Below are 17,911 nucleotides of genomic sequence, written 5' to 3'. Positions count from 1 at the left end.
CTGATTTTTTTCTTAATAATTTCTTTTTTGAAGTTGATAACAATTTTAGAGAAACATAATGAAAAAAGAGTGGTATACGGCAAAGGAATTGACGGGTATAGGTGGATTACCTAAATCACCACAAGGTGTAAATTCGAAAGCAAGACGAGAGTCTTGGCAAAAACAAAATGTAAAAAATAAGCAAGGTAATGGTGTTGAGTATCATTATTCTTGTTTACCAGAAAAAACTTTAATTGCTCTAGAACTTTATGAGCCATTAGCACATTACAAACTAAATAAAAAAGAGGAGCCACTCGTTATCTGGGTGAAAGCATTCCAACAACTAAATGATGGTGAACAAAAAACATTAACAGAGCTGATATTGCGGGATAGTATTAGAAGTTTTTTAGAAAAAGTCGTCAATGATTAAGCGATTTTAAAGAATCTATTATTGCGTTATCCGCAACAGATATCTATCTGACTAACCTCTTAGTTGAATGTGAGATGAGATCATGAAAAAAGAATGGTATACAGCGAAAGAATTAGTGGGGCTTGCGGGATTACCGAACTCACCGCAGGGAGTTAACTTGATGGCGCGTCGTGAAGGATGGGAAAACCGTCGTAAACGTGGCGTGCAGGGAAAAGCTGTCGAGTATTCCGTAAAAAGTCTACCTGATGAGGTGATTAGTGTGCTTGCTGCACATGAACCTCCGGCTGAGTATTTATCAAAACGTCAGGATGCCTTTTTGATTTGGGTTGAAGCTTATTATCAACTGACAAAATCGGAACGAGAAAAAATTGTGAAATTCGTGCTACGTGAAGGGCTGGCAAAGCTCATTAGCTATATTGATGCGGATAATCAGGATGCTATCGAACGAGAAAACGAAGAAGTGCTCAATAAATTAAAAAGCCCACCAGAATCGACGTAGTCGCTCTAGCGGGCTTCTTTACATAACTACGAGGGTTTATACATCAAAGTTATGATTGACGTTGTACAGCGACGTGAGCAAGCCCAATAAGCGCATCTTTATACGGTGAGTCAGGTATAATTGATAAAGCTTCAATCGCTTTGTCTGCTTCTTCTTCTGCTTTTTGACGGGTATATTCCAAAGAGCCACACTGTTTCATAGTATTTAAAACAGTATCTAATAAATGGCGGCCATTACCTTGTTCAATGGCTTGGCGAATTAATTGGGATTCTTCTTCATTGCCATTATGCATAGCATGAAGTAGTGGCAACGTTGGTTTACCTTCATCAAGATCATCACCAGTGTTTTTACCCAACTGGTTGTTATCTGCATCATAATCAAGCAAATCGTCAATGAGCTGGAAAGCAGTCCCAAGATAACGACCATAATCTTGGAATGCTTTTTCTTGCTCAGGCGTTGCACCAGAAAGGATTGCCGACGCATGAGAAGCCGCTTCAAACAGACGAGCTGTTTTGCTGTAGATAACTTGCATATAGTCATCTTCAGAAATGTCAGGATCGTTACAATTCATTAATTGTAAAACTTCACCTTCAGCGATCACATTGGTGGCGCTAGACATTAATTTTAATACACGCATCGAATCAAGATCCGTCATCATCTGAAAGGATCGTGTATAAATAAAGTCGCCAACAAGGACACTGGCTGCATTTCCAAAGACAGCATTTGCTGTTTGTTTTCCTCTGCGCATATCAGATTCATCAACAACATCATCATGTAACAACGTTGCAGTATGAATAAATTCGATAAGCGCTGCGACCGAGATATGTTTGTCACCTTGATAGTCCAATGCTCGTCCAGTGAGCACTGCGATCATTGGTCGGATCCTTTTACCACCACCACTAATGATGTAGTAACCAAGTTGGTTTATCAAAGAAACATCTGAATTAAGCTGGTAAAGGATTGCCTCATTTACCGCAGCCATATCAGCGGATGTTAGTTTTATAATAGATTCTAAATTCATGTTTTTTCGACTTTGGCTCGCCAATGAGCGCGTTATTATTAATAAAAAATGATCATGCCATAGATTTTACTCTCTTATAATTTAGATTGTACTTTAAAAATGGCTGAAATAAATATCGTGTAAAAAACTCTTTTTTTTAACGCTAGTTTGCGATCTGTACTTGTCATCGGCACTAAATTTGCGTAGAATTCGCGCCCTATGTGAATATTTTAATTGTGCACTCAAATTATACATATTGGGAGTGTGCGGAAAGCGGAGTTTATATGTACGCGGTTTTCCAAAGTGGTGGTAAACAACACCGAGTCAGCGAAGGTCAAACTATTCGTTTAGAGAAGCTGGAAGTAGCTACTGGCGAAACAATCGAGTTTGATACTGTAATGATGGTCGCTAATGGCGATGACATTCAAATTGGCGCTCCAATCCTTGCGGGCGTTAAAGTTAAAGCGGAAGTGGTTGCTCACGGTCGCGGCGATAAAGTTAAGATTGTTAAGTTCCGTCGTCGTAAACACAGCCGTAAACAACAGGGCCACCGTCAGTGGTTTACTGATGTTAAAATCACTGGTATCGCTTAAGGTTTAGGAGAGTAGTTCAATGGCACATAAAAAGGCTGGCGGCTCGACTCGTAACGGTCGTGATTCCGAAGCAAAACGTCTGGGTGTTAAACGTTTCGGTGGTGAAGCTGTATTAGCAGGTAGCATCATCGTTCGTCAACGTGGTACTAAGTTCCATGCAGGTACTAACGTTGGTTGTGGTCGTGACCACACCCTGTTTGCATTAGCTGACGGAAAAATTAAGTTCGAAGTTAAAGGTCCAAATAACCGTAAATTTATCAGCATCGAAGCTGAATAATTACTGGTCCTTTAAGCACCGAGTCAAAAGCCCTGCAAATATGTTGCGGGGCTTTTTATATTTAAAAAAGGCCATCTCTGGGTAATTTCGGCCATCCAGCACGTTAATGGCTACTATACGGAGTAAAATCATGAAATTTGTTGATGAGGCCAAGATCCTAATCGTCGCGGGCGATGGTGGTAACGGCTGTGTAAGCTTTCGTCGCGAAAAATATATCCCTAACGGGGGACCAGACGGTGGTGATGGTGGTGATGGTGGTGATGTCTACATGATTGCAGACGAAAACCTTAACACCTTAATTGATTACCGTTTTACAAAATCTTATCGTGCAGAACGTGGTGAAAATGGTCACAGTCGTGACTGTACTGGTAAGCGTGGTCAAGATATTACTATTAGTGTTCCTGTTGGAACGCGTGTCCGTGATTTAGCAACAAATGAAGTCATTGCTGACTTAACCGCACACGGTCAAAAGCAAATGGTTGCTAAAGGCGGCTTCCACGGTTTAGGTAATACTCGTTTTAAATCATCGGTTAACCGTGCTCCACGTCAACGTACAATGGGGACGCCGGGTGAATCTCGCGAAGTCCTATTAGAGCTAATGTTATTAGCTGATGTGGGTATGCTTGGTATGCCAAATGCGGGTAAATCCACATTTATTCGTGCAGTATCAGCAGCAAAACCTAAAGTTGCTGACTATCCATTTACAACGTTAGTACCAAGCTTAGGCGTGGTGCGTATGGATAATCACCAAAGCTTTGTCGTTGCTGATATTCCCGGATTAATCGAAGGCGCTGCTGATGGTGCAGGTCTTGGGATCCAATTCTTAAAACACTTAGAACGTTGTCGTGTGTTATTACACTTGATCGATATTGATCCTATTGATGGATCGGATCCTGTGGAGAATGCAAAAATTATTATCTCTGAACTAGAGAAATACAGCGAAAAATTAGCACAAAAACCACGTTGGTTAGTGTTTAATAAAGTTGATCTTCTTGATGCTGAAGAAGCAAAAGAAAAGGCAAAAGCAATTGTTGAAGCGCTGGGTTGGGATGAAAACTATTACATGATAGCGGCCATCAACCAAGAAGGTGTGAAAAAACTTTGCTGGAATATCATGGAATTCCTGAATGTTACTCCGCGTGAGCAAGATATTGTTGCGACAAAAGTAGAGCCAGGAAAAGTTGACTTTATGTGGGATGATTACCACAAAGAACAGCTTGAAAACCCTGATTTCGAAGAAGATGACGATGATGATTGGGATGAAGAAGACGACGAAGGTATTGAGTTTATCTATCAACGTTAATCATCATTCTATATGATTAAAATAAAAAAACGCCTGATTAATCAGGCGTTTTTCATATCTATTGCTTATATTATTAGGTGTAAATCTAACGATTGTTGTACATATCTTTATACAAGTTTGTTTCAAAACGCACTAAATAAGCGCGTCCAGCATTACGATTCTGTGTAGGAGGTGAATACGCCGAAACGTATTGCACAAACGCCACTTTTTGTCCGTTTGCCGTGGTCATAAAGCCCGCAAGATTGTAAACCCCTTTTAATGAACCCGTTTTAGCGGAAACTTTGCCATCAACACCTGCTTCATGAAAACCGCCTCGATACTGTAATGTACCGTCATGTCCTGCAAGAGGAAGCATATTAATAAAGTTTAATTCACTTTCATGTTGTCCAATGTATTGAAGGACTTGCATCATGGTTGCAGGTGAAATGAGGTTATGACGAGAAAGGCCAGAGCCATCAACCATAACAGTATTTCCTAAATCAATACCTGCTTTTTGTTTTAAAATAGTGCGGGTTGCTTCTGCACCAGAGCGCCAAGTGCCAGCAACGCCATAATACTCACGACCAATAGTTCTAAATATGGTATCTGCAATCATATTGTCAGACTCTTTTAGCATGGTAGTCAGTAAGTTATGTAACGGTTTTGATTGTGTCTGTGCCAGTACAGTAACGGGAGCTTTTAGTTGAGAGCGACGTTTGATATATCCATCAAGTTCAATATTGGCGCGCTGTAACTCTTCTTTTAAAATTGTACCAGCCCAATGCGCACCATCTTGAATAGAGAACATTAAAGGGACTGCATCGTCACGTTTAGGAATACAACCTGTAATTACATAGGTATTTAAGTCACGGACAGTGACATCTAATTCACAAAAACGGGTACGAGTTGAACCTTTCTCATAAGTTTCAACTTCACTTAAAACAGTTACAGGATAGAAAGAAGCTTTACGTATTGTGGCAATATCACCTTCTTTGTTGCCGCTTTGCAGTAAGACAGAAAAGCAGTTCTTATCAACAATTGCAGCACTAGGAGGGGCGCTAAAGCATTGAGTTAGATCATTCCAAACCCAGCCGGGTGCTTTGTCATGGCTTGAAAAAGCAGATGTATCAATAAGCAAATCGCCATGCACTTTTGTAACACCAGATTGTTTTAATACAGCAACCATTGCTCTTAATTGTTGGCGGGTTAATGTAGGATCGCCTGTAAAACGAAAGATCAAATCACCAATAAGCTGATTGTCTTTTATCTTACCTTCTGTTTCCATTGTTGTTGTGAATTGATAGTTTCCACCTAATTGAAGTAATGCCGCGAGTGCAGTCACCACTTTTTGAGTACTTGCTGGAAGTGCTAATTGATCGGCATGATAATTAAGATTAGGAGAAGCAGCGCCAACGGGTTGAGTAATTAAACCTACTTGAGTTCCTTCGGGAAGAAGGGATGTGTAGTTTTCAACTGGTATCGCTTGAGTTGAAAAACTGATGATACTTAATGTGTAGAGTATCCGTCGAAATATTGATAGTAAGCGCATAATTTCTCTATCCGTGACTATAGCGTATAACGTTACAGTATTGATTGCCAGAGGCTAATACTAAAGGGCAATGAGGGCAAAAGTAAACGGTAACAAGCAGGATTAGCTCATTATCGGAAAAAGTCTGTTTATCTCTTTATAAAGAGAGATAAGGCGTGAAGCAATGCGTCTGTTGTGTTAGATTTAGTTTTAAGTCTGGGAGGTTTAGTTTACGTCCCAACAGCATGAGTTGGGAATATAATAGCGTCCCCTCATTCACCGAATATATGTAGAGACAGGCCCAATTTAAGGTTGCCTGTGTCTTTTTTTGTCTTGAGAAGAGTAAATAGATCCTTTTCTCTGTGTTGTTAGTATAAAAAATCAGGATGATACCTATTTTTTATTAGGAATAGTATTGAGGTATTAACACATGAATCAGATCCCTATGACAGTTCTAGGTGCAGAAAAATTACGCGAAGAGCTGGAATATTTAAAAGGTGTTCGTCGTCCAGAAATTATTGCTGCTATCGCTGAAGCTCGTGAACACGGAGATTTAAAAGAAAACGCGGAATATCATGCTGCAAGAGAGCAACAAGGTTTCTGTGAAGGTCGTATACAAGAAATTGAAGCAAAATTATCAAATGCTCAAGTCATTGATATTACAAAGATGAATAACAATGGTCGTATTATTTTTGGTTCAACAGTGACATTGTTAAATGTTGAAACCGAAGAAGAGCAAACTTACCGCATTGTTGGTGATGATGAAGCGAACATTAAAGAAAACTTAATTTCTGTTAACTCACCGATTGCGCGTGGGTTGATTGGTAAAGAGTTAGATGATGTCGTTGTTATCACTACACCGGGTGGACAAGTCGAGTACGAAGTTTTAAACGTAGAATACATTTAATTTATAATTTTACGTTTCTATAGAAAACTAGACTGCTATCCTGTGGTAATATAAAAAAGGCCTTAAAAGGCCTTTTTTGCCATAGAGTTAGTTATGGCATTTTTATATAAAGATACAAGTTTTATTTCGGTAAAATAATCTTACGTGCTTCTGAAGGACGGTAAAGAACAAGAATTTTTCCGATAACTTGTACATTCTGTGCACCGCTTTCGCGTACAATCGCTGCCACGATCAAGTTTTTAACATCTCGATCTTCGCCTGCGATTTTGACTTTGATAAGCTCATGGTGCGCCAGAGCGAGTTCAATTTCTGCAAGAACGCCTTCAGTCAACCCGTTGTTACCAATCATAACGACTGGATTCAGGTGATGAGCGAGCCCTTTCAGGTGTTGAATTTGTTTTTTGTTAAGAGTCATCATTAATTTTTGCTTTGTTGGGATTGAAAACGATCTATTCTAACGCCATCTCTCACTTATCACCATAAAATGTCGTTAATACGGGGTTAAATGAGTGAAAGAGTAAAAATATTGATAGCTAAGTGTATGATAGTTGGAAAACGCAATGGCCAATAAGAAACGTTCGGCAAGCTCTAGCCGCTGGTTACAAGAACATTTTAGTGATAAATATGTTCAGCAAGCACAGAAAAAAGGGTTTCGCTCTCGTGCTTGGTTTAAACTGGAAGAAATTCAGCAAAGTGACAATATCTTTAAACCAGGTATGACCGTTGTCGATTTAGGAGCAGCCCCTGGAGGGTGGTCTCAATACGTTGTACAGCAGTTAGGAAACAAAGGTCGAATTATCGCATGTGACCTTTTACCTATGGATCCTATAGTTGGAGTCGATTTCCTTCAAGGCGATTTTCGTGATGAACTTGTGTTGAAGGCATTGCTTGATAGAGTAGGTGAAAACAAAGTCCAGGTTGTCATGTCTGACATGGCTCCAAACATGAGCGGTACGCCCGCGGTCGATATCCCTCGATCCATGTATTTAGTAGAGTTAGCGCTTGATATGTGTCGTGATGTACTGGCTCCCGGGGGAAGTTTTATTGTCAAAGTGTTTCAGGGAGAAGGCTTTGATGAATACCTGGGGCAAATACGCTCCCTGTTTACGAAAGTGAAAGTTCGTAAACCAGACGCTTCGCGGTCTCGTTCTCGTGAGGTATATATTGTAGCCACAGGGCGTAAACTTTAGTACCCTAAAGCTATTTGTTAACACAGTTGTAATATGAGGTTAATCCCTTGAGTGACATGGCGAAAAACCTGATCCTCTGGCTAGTTATTGCAGTCGTTTTGATGTCATTATTCCAGAGCTTCGGACCCAGCGATTCGAATAGTCGTAAGGTGGATTACTCTACCTTTATCAATGAGTTAACTAATAACCAATTACGCGAGGTCAGCATAAGTGGTTATGATATTAATGTAACTAAAACAGATAACTCAAAGTACAGCACGTATATGCCTATGCGTGATGACAACCTGCTGACCACTTTAATGAACCGTAATGTAAAAGTAACGGGCGAGCCACTTGAAGGCCAAAGTCTTCTGACTCAAATTTTTGTGTCTTGGTTCCCAATGCTATTACTGATTGGTCTTTGGATTTTCTTTATGCGCCAAATGCAAGGTGGTGGCGGTAAAGGTGCGATGTCTTTTGGTAAAAGCAAAGCGCGCATGTTGACAGAAGACCAAATCAAAACAACCTTCGCTGATGTCGCGGGTTGTGATGAAGCGAAAGAAGAAGTAAGCGAATTAGTTGAGTATTTACGTGATCCGGGCCGTTTCCAGAAATTAGGGGGTAAAATCCCTAAAGGTATTCTGATGGTAGGGCCTCCAGGTACAGGTAAAACATTATTAGCAAAAGCTATCGCAGGTGAAGCTAAAGTTCCATTCTTTACCATTTCAGGTTCTGATTTCGTTGAAATGTTCGTGGGTGTGGGTGCTTCTCGTGTTCGTGATATGTTTGAACAAGCTAAAAAAGCAGCACCTTGTATCATCTTTATCGATGAAATCGATGCGGTTGGTCGTCAACGTGGTGCAGGTTTAGGTGGTGGTCATGATGAACGTGAACAAACACTGAACCAAATGCTAGTTGAGATGGATGGGTTCGAAGGTAATGAAGGTATTATCGTTATCGCGGCAACTAACCGCCCAGACGTATTAGACCCAGCATTACTTCGTCCAGGTCGTTTTGACCGTCAAGTGGTTGTTGGTTTACCTGATGTGCGTGGACGTGAGCAAATTCTTAAAGTCCATATGCGTCGTGTACCTTTATCACCAGACGTTGATCCAGCAATTTTAGCGCGAGGTACGCCAGGTTTCTCTGGTGCTGACTTAGCTAACTTAGTTAACGAAGCGGCTTTATTCGCTGCACGTGGTAATAAACGTGTTGTCTCAATGGTCGAATTTGAGAAAGCGAAAGATAAGATAATGATGGGCGCAGAGCGTCGTTCAATGGTGATGACTGAAGAACAAAAAGCATCAACCGCTTATCATGAAGCTGGTCACGCAATTATTGGTCGTTTGGTACCTGAACATGATCCTGTGCATAAAGTGACGATTATTCCTCGTGGACGTGCATTAGGTGTGACTTTCTTCTTACCTGAGGGTGACCAAATTAGTGCGAGTCGTCAGAAATTAGAGAGCCAGATTTCAACACTTTACGGTGGTCGTTTAGCTGAAGAAATTATCTATGGTGTAGAACATGTTTCTACAGGTGCTTCTAATGACATCAAAGTTGCAACCAATATCGCACGTAACATGGTGACACAGTGGGGCTTCTCTGAAAAATTAGGGCCATTACTGTACGCAGAAGAAGAAGGTGAAGTGTTCTTAGGTCGTTCTGTCGCTAAAGCGCAGCATATGTCTGATGAAACAGCGCGTACAATTGACGAAGAAATTAAAGCTATCGTTGATCGTAACTATGTTCGTGCTCGTCAAATCTTAATGGACAACCTTGATATTCTGCACTCAATGAAAGATGCACTGATGACTTATGAAACTATCGATGCGCCTCAAATTGATGATTTAATGAATCGTCGTGATGTTCGTCCACCTGCGGGTTGGGAAGGCAATAATGGCAATAGTGGTACAACGACTACTGCCCAGCCAGCACAAACGCATGTAGCGAGTGAGCCAAAAGATAAGCCTGAGTCAGAAAGTGATACACCTTCTGATAAAAATACTCACTAATCCTTATCGGGTTATGCATATTGAGTAAGCTATAAATATAAACCCCAGGCTTCTGGGGTTTTTTTATGAAGGTATCAATGAAATGAAATTAATGGCTAGAGGAACAGAACTTAATTTATCAACACCTCAAGTTATGGGGATTTTGAATGTCACTCCAGACTCTTTCTCAGATGGTGGCACTCATAATTCACTTAATGATGCGGTTAACCACGCAGCAAAATTAATCGCTGAAGGGGCTTCTATCATCGATATTGGTGGTGAATCTACTAGACCCGGCGCAAGCGATGTCTCTATTGATGAAGAATTGCAGCGTGTTGTTCCTGTTGTTGAGGCTATTCGTCAACGTTTTGATGTTTGGATCTCTGTTGATACATCCAAAGCTCAAGTCATTACTGAATCAGCAAATGCGGGTGCTTCAATTATCAATGATATTCGCTCTTTACAAGAGCCGGGAGCACTTGAAGCGGCGGCTAAAACAGGTTTACCAGTATGTATTATGCATATGCAGGGTGATCCTAAAACCATGCAACAATCACCACATTATGAGAATGTGTTGATAGATGTTGATCGTTTTTTACAAGAAAATATTCAACGTTGTGTTGATGCTGGGATCGAAAAAAATCAAATTATTCTTGATCCAGGATTCGGCTTTGGTAAAAATTTAGCGCATAATTACCAATTATTAGCACACTTAAGTGAACTTCATCACTTTGGTCTACCCATACTTGCTGGAATGTCACGCAAATCAATGGTTGGACAACTATTGAATGTACCACCACAAGAGCGTGTAGCTGGTAGCGTGGCATGCGCTGTCATTGCAGCGATGCAAGGCGCACAAATTATTCGTGTACACGATGTTAAAGAGACTGTTGATGCGATGAAAGTCGTACAAGCGACTCTTTCTGCAAAGGAAAATAATGAATGAGCGAACGTAAATACTTTGGAACAGATGGTATCCGTGGAAAAGTAGGTGATAGTCCAATTACACCTGATTTTGTATTAAAACTAGGTTGGGCTGCGGGCAAAGTATTAGCACGTCATGGCTCTCGTAAAATCATTATTGGTAAAGATACACGTATTTCAGGCTATATGCTGGAATCTGCATTAGAGGCGGGTTTAGCTGCTGCTGGTTTATCTGCCTCATTTACAGGACCAATGCCAACACCAGCTGTTGCTTATTTAACGCGTACATTCCGTGCTGAAGCGGGGATCGTGATTTCAGCTTCCCATAACCCTTATTACGATAACGGGATCAAATTCTTCTCTATTGATGGCACCAAATTACCAGATGAAGTAGAAGAAGCCATTGAAGCTGAAATGGAAAAGCCTATTACCTGTGTTGAGTCAGCAGAGCTTGGTCGTGCAAATCGTATCGTGGATGCAGCAGGTCGCTACATTGAATTCTGTAAAGGGACTTTCCCAAATGAAAACAATCTTAACGGTCTAAAAGTGGTTGTCGATTGTGCTCATGGCGCAACATATCATATTGCACCAAATGTATTTCGTGAATTAGGTGCTGAGGTGATCACTATTGGTTGTGATCCAACGGGTATCAATATCAACGAAGAGTGTGGTGCAACAGATGTTCGCATGTTGCAAAAACGCGTATTAGAAGAAGGCGCTGATGTTGGTTTAGCTTTTGATGGTGACGGCGACCGTATCATCATGGTTGACCATCAAGGTCTGAAAGTTGATGGTGACCAAATTCTCTACATTATTGCGAGAGAAGCGTTACGCCAAGGTCAATTACGCGGTGGTGCAGTAGGTACTCTAATGAGCAATATGGGATTAGAGATAGCACTGAAACAACTGGGTATTCCTTTTGTAAGAGCAAAAGTGGGTGACCGCTATGTACTTGAAAAATTACAAGAGAAAGGCTGGCGCTTAGGTGCTGAAAACTCTGGTCATATTATTTTATTAGATAAAACGACTACTGGTGACGGTATTGTTGCAGGCTTACAAGTTTTAAGTGCAATGGTACGTAACCACATGAGCCTGCATGATTTATGCAGTGGTATGAAACTATTACCACAAATTTTAGTGAATGTTCGTTTTACGGGGAGTCACGATCCGCTACAAACACCTGAAGTTCAGAAAGTCGCTAAAGCGGTTGAAGAAGAACTGGCTGGTAAAGGACGTGTATTACTGCGTAAATCAGGTACAGAGCCTTTAATTCGTGTCATGGTTGAAGGTGAAAATGAAGAGCAAGTCACTGCGATGGCAAATCGTATTGCTGACGCTGTGAAGCATGTTGGTTAATTGATGCTTTTTTCTTCAATCAATCACTTTGTAGAAAAATAACCTTGCTTGTCAGTTCAGCTTTGGTTAGTATTCACACCCGCTTAGTAAGGTCTTGAACTAAAGCGGGTGAAGCAATCGAAGGTTATCGTTAAGACGATAAGTTCCATAGAAAAGGTAACGCAAATGTATACGGCACTCATTGTTATTCTTATCATTGTAGCAACAGGGCTAGTTGGTCTGATCCTGTTACAGCAGGGTAAAGGTGCTGATATGGGCGCTTCTTTTGGTGCAGGTGCTTCCGGTACAGTATTTGGTTCAAGCGGTTCAGCTAACTTTATGACCCGTATGACCGCTGTTTTAGCGACAGCTTTTATTGTACTTGCCCTTATTTTAGGTAATCTAAGTGCCAATAAAACTGTGCGTGAAGACAGCAAATGGATGTCTATCGAGCAGACTACAGAAGAAGCTAAAAAAGCTGAGCAGTTAGCAGCGCCTGTAGCGCCAGCAAATACAGATATTCCGCAGTAAACTAAGTAAAGATTTAAATGAGATTGTTAATTTTTACGCAGTAACAGTCTCATTAAGTGCCGAGGTGGTGAAATTGGTATACACGCTACCTTGAGGTGGTAGTGCCTATAAAACGGGCGTACGGGTTCAAGTCCCGTTCTCGGCACCATTATTCCAGATAGCTTGCGTTTTGCTTGTTATCAGCGTAAAATTTGCCACGTTTTTCGAACGCGGGGTGGAGCAGCTTGGTAGCTCGTCGGGCTCATAACCCGAAGGTCGTCGGTTCAAATCCGGCCCCCGCAACCACTTCTAACAATACAGCACTTTTCTCATTAATCATCTTGTTGAACCGATTATGATCCTGAGTGGAATGTGCCGTAAGAAGAGGTTATTCTCGAATGGCAAGTTACAGGGTCCAGTTGCATAAAGCCCCGAATTTCGGGGTTTTTTGTTATCAGAGAATAGAATACTGGGCTATAGGCCCTTTTTTTATGCCTTGGGGGTGGGTTTGTCCACATTAGAGCAAAAATTAACAGCGATGGTTTCAGCACCAGTAGAAGCATTAGGCTTTGAATTTGTCGGTCTTGAGTTTATTCGTGGCCGAGAATCAACATTGCGCATCTATATTGATAGTGAAGACGGTATCACTGTTGATGATTGTGCTGATGTTAGCCACCAGGTCAGTGCTGTGCTGGATGTTGAAGATCCAATTCAAACAGTTTATAACCTTGAGATTTCTTCTCCTGGTTTAGAACGACCTTTATTCACTGCAACGCATTATGAGCAATTTATCGGTGAAGAAGCCGCTATCGTATTACGAATTGCAATGCAAAACCGCCGTAAATGGCAGGGCATTATTAAGTCTGTCGCTGGCGAAATGATCACGGTTACTGTGGATGGTAAAGACGAAGTGTTCGCACTGAGCAACATCCAGAAAGCTAACCTGGTACCCCACTTTTAAGTTTTGAAGAGGCAACTAGGATGAACAAAGAGATTCTGGCTGTTGTGGAAGCGGTCTCTAACGAAAAATCTCTTCCTCGTGAAAAGATTTTTGAAGCACTGGAAACCGCACTAGCGACAGCAACTAAGAAAAAATACGAGCAAGAAATTGACGTTCGCGTATGTATCGACCGTAAAACCGGTGATTTTGATACATTCCGTCGTTGGGTTGCCGTTGATGAAGTAACTCAACCAACTCGTGAAATTACACTTGAAGCTGCTCAATATGAAGATCCTAGTATCGAACTAGGTGGTTATATTGAAGATCAAATCGAATCTGTTACTTTCGACCGTATTACAACACAAACAGCTAAACAAGTTATCGTACAAAAAGTACGTGAAGCTGAAAGAGCAATGGTTGTTGATCAATTCCGCGAACAATTAGGCGAAATTATCACGGGTGTTGTGAAGAAAGTGAACCGTGAAAATATCACTTTAGATTTAGGCAATAACGCTGAAGCGGTTATTTTACGCGAAGATATGTTACCGCGTGAAAACTTCCGTCCAGGTGACCGTTTACGTGGCGTTTTATACGACGTACGTACAGAAACTCGTGGTGCACAACTTTTCGTGACACGCTCTCGCCCTGAAATGCTGGTTGAACTTTTCCGTATTGAAGTACCAGAAATTGGTGAAGAAATCATTGAAATTAAAGCTGCAGCACGTGATCCAGGTTCTCGTGCCAAAATCGCAGTAAAAACTAACGACAAGCGTATTGACCCTGTGGGTGCTTGTGTTGGTATGCGTGGTGCACGTGTACAAGCCGTTTCCAGCGAATTGGGCGGCGAGCGAATTGATATTGTTCTGTGGGATGATAATCCTGCACAATTCGTTATTAATGCAATGGCTCCGGCAGATGTTGCTTCTATTGTTGTCGATGAAGACAAATGCACAATGGATGTTGCAGTTGAAAGCAGTAATCTTGCACAGGCAATTGGCCGTAATGGTCAAAACGTTCGCCTAGCAGCACAGTTACTGAAGAAACATCGTGGTGATGACAAGTGGGAATTAAACGTCATGACTGCTGATGAACTGAATGCAAAACATCAGGCAGAAGCAAACGCAGCCATTGAAATATTTACTAAGCATCTCGACATTGATGAAGACTTCGCAACTGTTTTAGTTGAAGAAGGTTTCTCTACCCTTGAAGAGTTAGTTTATGTGCCAATCAGTGAACTGCTGGCTATTGACGGTTTAGATGAAGACACCGTTGAAGCTCTGCGTGAAAGAGCAAAAGCAGCACTAACAACGATTGAATTAGCTCAAAAAGAAAGCCTAGGCGATAACCAACCAGCCGAGGACTTATTAGCTCTCGAAGGATTGGAGCGCTCTTTAGCATTTGATCTAGCTGCCCGTGGTATCTGCACACTGGAAGATCTTGCCGAACAGGGTATCGACGACCTAACTGATATTGAAGGCTTAAATAGTGAGCGCGCAGGCGAACTCATTATGGCCGCACGTAATATCTGCTGGTTTGGGAATGATGCGTAACAACTGAGCAGGAAGGAACAGAATGACAGATGAAACAGTAAAATCACTGGCAGAAGAGATTCAGACACCGGTTGAACGTTTGGTACAGCAGTTTGCTGATGCCGGTATTAAGAAGGCCGTCTCTGATTCTGTCTCCCAAAAAGAGAAAGAAACCTTACTGGCTTGGTTGAATCGTGATAAAGACGTATCAACCAACCAACCAGAGAAGTTAACGTTACAACGTAAAGTACGTAGTACGTTAAGTGTTCCTGGTACAGGTGGCAAAAGTAAATCAGTAGCCATCGAAGTCCGCAAAAAACGCACTTATGTGAACCGTGACGCTGTTGAAAAAGCGCAAGCGGATGAGCAAGCTCAGCGTGAAGCGGAAGAAAAGGCGCATCGCGAAGCCGAAGAAAAAGCCCAGCGCGAAGCACAAGAGAAAGCACAGCGCGAAGCTGAAGAAAAAGCAAAACGTGAAGCTGAAAAGGCGAAGAAAGACGCCGAAGAAAAAGCGAAACGTGAAGCTGAAGAAGCAAAACGTGAAGCAGCGGAATTAGCTAAGCGCGAAGCAGCGGAAAAAGATAAAGTGAAACAAAACGATAAACCAAAAGCTGATAAAGCAGCAGATCAGGAAAAAGCACGTCGCAATGCTGAACAAGCTGAACTGAAGCGTAAAACGGAAGAAGCACAGCGCCGTAAAGCGGAAGAAGAAGCTCGAATTGCAGCAGAAAAAGCACGCCTTTTAGCTGAAGAAAATGCTGAAAAATGGACTGCTGAACCTAAAGCGCCAGAAACTGAAGGCTCAGACTATCATGTAACCACATCACGTTATGCTCGTGATGCAGAAGATGAAAGTGATGCTGAAGTTGAAGGTGGCCGCGGTCGTGGTCGCAACGCTAAGGCTCCTCGTCCTAAGAAAAATAACCGCCATTCTGAAAAAGCAGATCGTGAAGAAGCACGTGCTGCTGGTCGTACTAACAAGAAAGGTAAACGTAAAGGTAGCTCATTACAACAAGGCTTCAATAAGCCTGCTGCTGTTGTAAACCGTGATGTTATTATCGGTGAGACTATTTCTGTTGCTGAACTTGCTAACAAAATGGCAGTAAAAGGATCTGAAGTTATCAAAACCATGATGAAAATGGGTGCTATGGCAACCATTAATCAGGTTTTAGACCAAGAAACTGCACAGCTTGTTGCTGAAGAAATGGGCCACAAAGTTATCTTACGTCGTGAAAACGAGTTAGAAGAACAAGTCATGAGTGATCGTGATACTGGCGAAGAAAGCGCAGTATCTCGTGCACCAGTTGTAACTATCATGGGTCACGTTGACCACGGTAAAACATCATTACTGGACTACATTCGTTCAACGAAAGTAGCATCAGGCGAAGCGGGTGGTATCACCCAGCATATCGGTGCTTACCACGTTAAAACTGACAAAGGTGAAATCACCTTCTTGGATACTCCAGGTCACGCCGCGTTTACTTCAATGCGTGCTCGTGGTGCTCAGGTAACGGATATCGTTGTTCTGGTTGTTGCAGCAGATGATGGTGTAATGCCACAAACTATCGAAGCAATCCAACACGCAAAAGCAGCAAACGTACCTGTTGTTGTTGCTGTGAACAAAATCGATAAACACGAAGCTGATCCAGATCGCGTTAAAACTGAACTGTCTCAATATGGTATCCTGCCAGAAGAGTGGGGCGGTGAAACTCAGTTTATGCATGTATCTGCAAAACAAGGTTTAGGTATTGATGAACTGCTGGATGCTATTCTTTTACAAGCTGAAGTTCTTGAACTGAAAGCAGTTAAAGAAGGCATGGCAAGTGGTGTTGTTATTGAATCTTACCTTGATAAAGGTCGTGGTCCAGTTGCCACTATTCTTGTCCGTGAAGGTACACTGAATAAAGGTGACATCGTTCTGTGTGGTTTCGAATACGGTCGTATTCGTGCAATGCGTAACGAATTAGGCCAAGACGTTCAATCTGCTGGCCCATCAATGCCCGTTGAGATTTTAGGTCTGTCTAACGTTCCTTCTGCAGGTGATGAAGCAACAGTTGTTCGTGACGAGAAGAAAGCGCGTGAAGTTGCATTATACCGTCAAGGTAAATTCCGCGATGTTAAACTGGCTCGTCAGCAGAAGTCTAAACTGGAAAACATGTTTGCTAACATGGAAGAAGGTAAAACTTCTGAACTGAACATCGTTCTGAAAACAGACGTTCAAGGTACTTGTGAAGCGATTACTGATGCATTAGTTAAACTGTCTACTAATGAAGTTAAACTGAAAATCATCGGTTCAGGTGTAGGTGGTATCACCGAAACTGACGCAACATTAGCCGCGGCTTCTAACGCTATCATTCTTGGTTTCAACGTTCGTGCTGATGCATCTGCTCGCCGTATTATTGAACAAGAAAGCGTTGATTTACGTTACTACTCCGTTATCTATAGTCTGATTGATGAAATCAAACTGGCAATGAGCGGTATGTTGGCACCTGAATATAAACAAGAAATCATGGGTCTTGCAGAAGTCCGTGATGTGTTTAAATCACCTAAATTTGGCGCGATTGCGGGCTGTATGGTGGTTGAAGGTAACATCAAACGTAATAACCCAATTCGTGTTCTACGTGATAACGTGGTTATCTATGAAGGCGAACTTGAGTCACTGCGTCGCTTTAAAGATGACGTCAACGAAGTGCGTAACGGCATGGAATGTGGTATCGGTGTGAAAAACTACAACGATGTCCGTGTTGGCGACATGATTGAAGTCTTCCAAGTTATCGAAATCAAACGTTCTATTGATTAATTTAGTCCGTCTTGTTTTAAAAGGGAGCTTAACGGCTCCCTTCTTATTCCTTTCTTTGTTGTATTCCCCTTTTATTTTCTCTCCATTTTTCAACATAACCGAAATAGATTGCCTTTCAGTAATTTATGAAAGTGAAATAACAGGGTAAAATAGCACCAAAGAAACATTTTATTTCTAAAGAAAGAAATCAGAGAAAGCGGTTGTTAAATACCACT

17 protein-coding genes and 2 tRNA genes are annotated in these 17,911 nt (G+C 41.6%); 16 read left to right on the top strand and 3 right to left on the bottom strand.

All coding sequences use genetic code 11. The features are described from left to right. Positions 1-58: 58 nt before the first annotated feature. Both GTK47_RS00745 and GTK47_RS00740 read left to right on the top strand, forming a co-directional pair. Positions 59-409, top strand: coding sequence for a DNA-binding protein (locus tag GTK47_RS00745; RefSeq protein ID WP_165121831.1), 351 nt, complete (start codon positions 59-61; stop codon positions 407-409). An 82-nt stretch (positions 410-491) separates the two neighbouring features. Continuing rightward, positions 492-908, top strand: coding sequence for a DNA-binding protein (locus tag GTK47_RS00740; RefSeq protein ID WP_023583583.1), 417 nt, complete (start codon positions 492-494; stop codon positions 906-908). 49 nt (positions 909-957) lie between these two features. Here GTK47_RS00740 and ispB read toward each other — a convergent pair whose 3' ends face one another. Then, a complete protein-coding gene (gene ispB, locus GTK47_RS00735) occupies positions 958-1,929 on the bottom strand; it encodes an octaprenyl diphosphate synthase (RefSeq protein WP_075672813.1) in 972 nt (323 codons plus the stop codon). A gap of 263 nt (positions 1,930-2,192) precedes the next feature. Here ispB and rplU point away from each other — a divergent pair, with 263 nt between their 5' ends. The 3 genes from rplU to cgtA all read left to right on the top strand — a co-directional run bounded on the left by rplU (position 2,193) and on the right by cgtA (position 4,081). Beyond that, the gene (rplU, locus tag GTK47_RS00730) at positions 2,193-2,501 is read left to right on the top strand and encodes a 50S ribosomal protein L21 (protein WP_006535707.1); all 309 of its coding nucleotides are present in this window, start codon (positions 2,193-2,195) and stop codon (positions 2,499-2,501) included. Between the two features lie 19 nt (positions 2,502-2,520). Then, positions 2,521-2,778: a 50S ribosomal protein L27 gene (gene rpmA, locus GTK47_RS00725; RefSeq protein WP_006535706.1), complete on the top strand. Its 258-nt coding sequence runs from the start codon at positions 2,521-2,523 to the stop codon at positions 2,776-2,778. A gap of 130 nt (positions 2,779-2,908) precedes the next feature. Then, complete coding sequence (gene cgtA, locus GTK47_RS00720; RefSeq protein WP_165121830.1) at positions 2,909-4,081, top strand: Obg family GTPase CgtA; 1,173 nt, start codon at positions 2,909-2,911, stop codon at positions 4,079-4,081. 85 nt (positions 4,082-4,166) lie between these two features. Here cgtA and dacB read toward each other — a convergent pair whose 3' ends face one another. Next, complete coding sequence (dacB, locus tag GTK47_RS00715; protein ID WP_165121829.1) at positions 4,167-5,609, bottom strand: serine-type D-Ala-D-Ala carboxypeptidase; 1,443 nt, start codon at positions 5,607-5,609, stop codon at positions 4,167-4,169. 409 nt (positions 5,610-6,018) lie between these two features. On the opposite strand from dacB, the gene greA reads away from it, so the two are divergent. Continuing rightward, on the top strand, positions 6,019-6,495 hold the full coding sequence (greA, locus tag GTK47_RS00710; protein WP_088493984.1) for a transcription elongation factor GreA: 477 nt from the start codon (positions 6,019-6,021) through the stop codon (positions 6,493-6,495). A 121-nt stretch (positions 6,496-6,616) separates the two neighbouring features. Here the strand turns inward: greA and yhbY are convergent, their stop codons facing one another. Then, positions 6,617-6,910 carry a ribosome assembly RNA-binding protein YhbY gene (gene yhbY, locus GTK47_RS00705; protein WP_036914752.1) on the bottom strand — a complete coding sequence of 98 codons (294 nt, stop codon included), beginning with the start codon at positions 6,908-6,910 and terminating at the stop codon, positions 6,617-6,619. 145 nt (positions 6,911-7,055) lie between these two features. Between yhbY and rlmE the strand changes: the two genes are divergently transcribed. The 10 genes from rlmE to infB all read left to right on the top strand — a co-directional run bounded on the left by rlmE (position 7,056) and on the right by infB (position 17,696). Next, positions 7,056-7,685: a 23S rRNA (uridine(2552)-2'-O)-methyltransferase RlmE gene (gene rlmE / locus GTK47_RS00700; RefSeq protein WP_098941358.1), complete on the top strand. Its 630-nt coding sequence runs from the start codon at positions 7,056-7,058 to the stop codon at positions 7,683-7,685. A 47-nt stretch (positions 7,686-7,732) separates the two neighbouring features. Next, positions 7,733-9,679, top strand: coding sequence for an ATP-dependent zinc metalloprotease FtsH (gene ftsH, locus GTK47_RS00695; protein ID WP_075673624.1), 1,947 nt, complete (start codon positions 7,733-7,735; stop codon positions 9,677-9,679). Between the two features lie 82 nt (positions 9,680-9,761). Then, entirely contained in the window at positions 9,762-10,604 is an 843-nt protein-coding gene (gene folP / locus GTK47_RS00690) for a dihydropteroate synthase (protein WP_165121828.1), read from the top strand. Then, positions 10,601-11,938, top strand: a complete 1,338-nt coding sequence (gene glmM, locus GTK47_RS00685) for a phosphoglucosamine mutase (protein ID WP_088493982.1) — start codon at positions 10,601-10,603, stop codon at positions 11,936-11,938. Before folP ends, glmM begins: the two co-directional genes overlap by 4 nt. 165 nt (positions 11,939-12,103) lie before the next feature. Beyond that, positions 12,104-12,448: a preprotein translocase subunit SecG gene (secG, locus tag GTK47_RS00680; RefSeq protein WP_036914692.1), complete on the top strand. Its 345-nt coding sequence runs from the start codon at positions 12,104-12,106 to the stop codon at positions 12,446-12,448. 58 nt (positions 12,449-12,506) lie between these two features. Then, positions 12,507-12,596: transfer RNA gene (locus tag GTK47_RS00675), tRNA-Leu, on the top strand. Positions 12,597-12,656: 60 nt separating this feature from the next. After that, positions 12,657-12,733 (top strand) — tRNA-Met (locus GTK47_RS00670). Between the two features lie 202 nt (positions 12,734-12,935). Then, the gene (gene rimP, locus GTK47_RS00665; RefSeq protein ID WP_036914691.1) at positions 12,936-13,388 is read left to right on the top strand and encodes a ribosome maturation factor RimP; all 453 of its coding nucleotides are present in this window, start codon (positions 12,936-12,938) and stop codon (positions 13,386-13,388) included. Positions 13,389-13,408: 20 nt separating this feature from the next. After that, on the top strand, positions 13,409-14,917 hold the full coding sequence (gene nusA / locus GTK47_RS00660) for a transcription termination factor NusA (RefSeq protein ID WP_006535691.1): 1,509 nt from the start codon (positions 13,409-13,411) through the stop codon (positions 14,915-14,917). Positions 14,918-14,939: 22 nt separating this feature from the next. Then, a complete protein-coding gene (infB, locus tag GTK47_RS00655; protein ID WP_165121827.1) occupies positions 14,940-17,696 on the top strand; it encodes a translation initiation factor IF-2 in 2,757 nt (918 codons plus the stop codon). The last annotated feature ends 215 nt before the right edge of the window (positions 17,697-17,911 follow it).

The organism is Proteus sp. ZN5 (assembly GCF_011046025.1).
Lineage (GTDB): Bacteria > Pseudomonadota > Gammaproteobacteria > Enterobacterales > Enterobacteriaceae > Proteus.
This window is presented reverse-complemented; position numbering and strand designations above follow the sequence as displayed.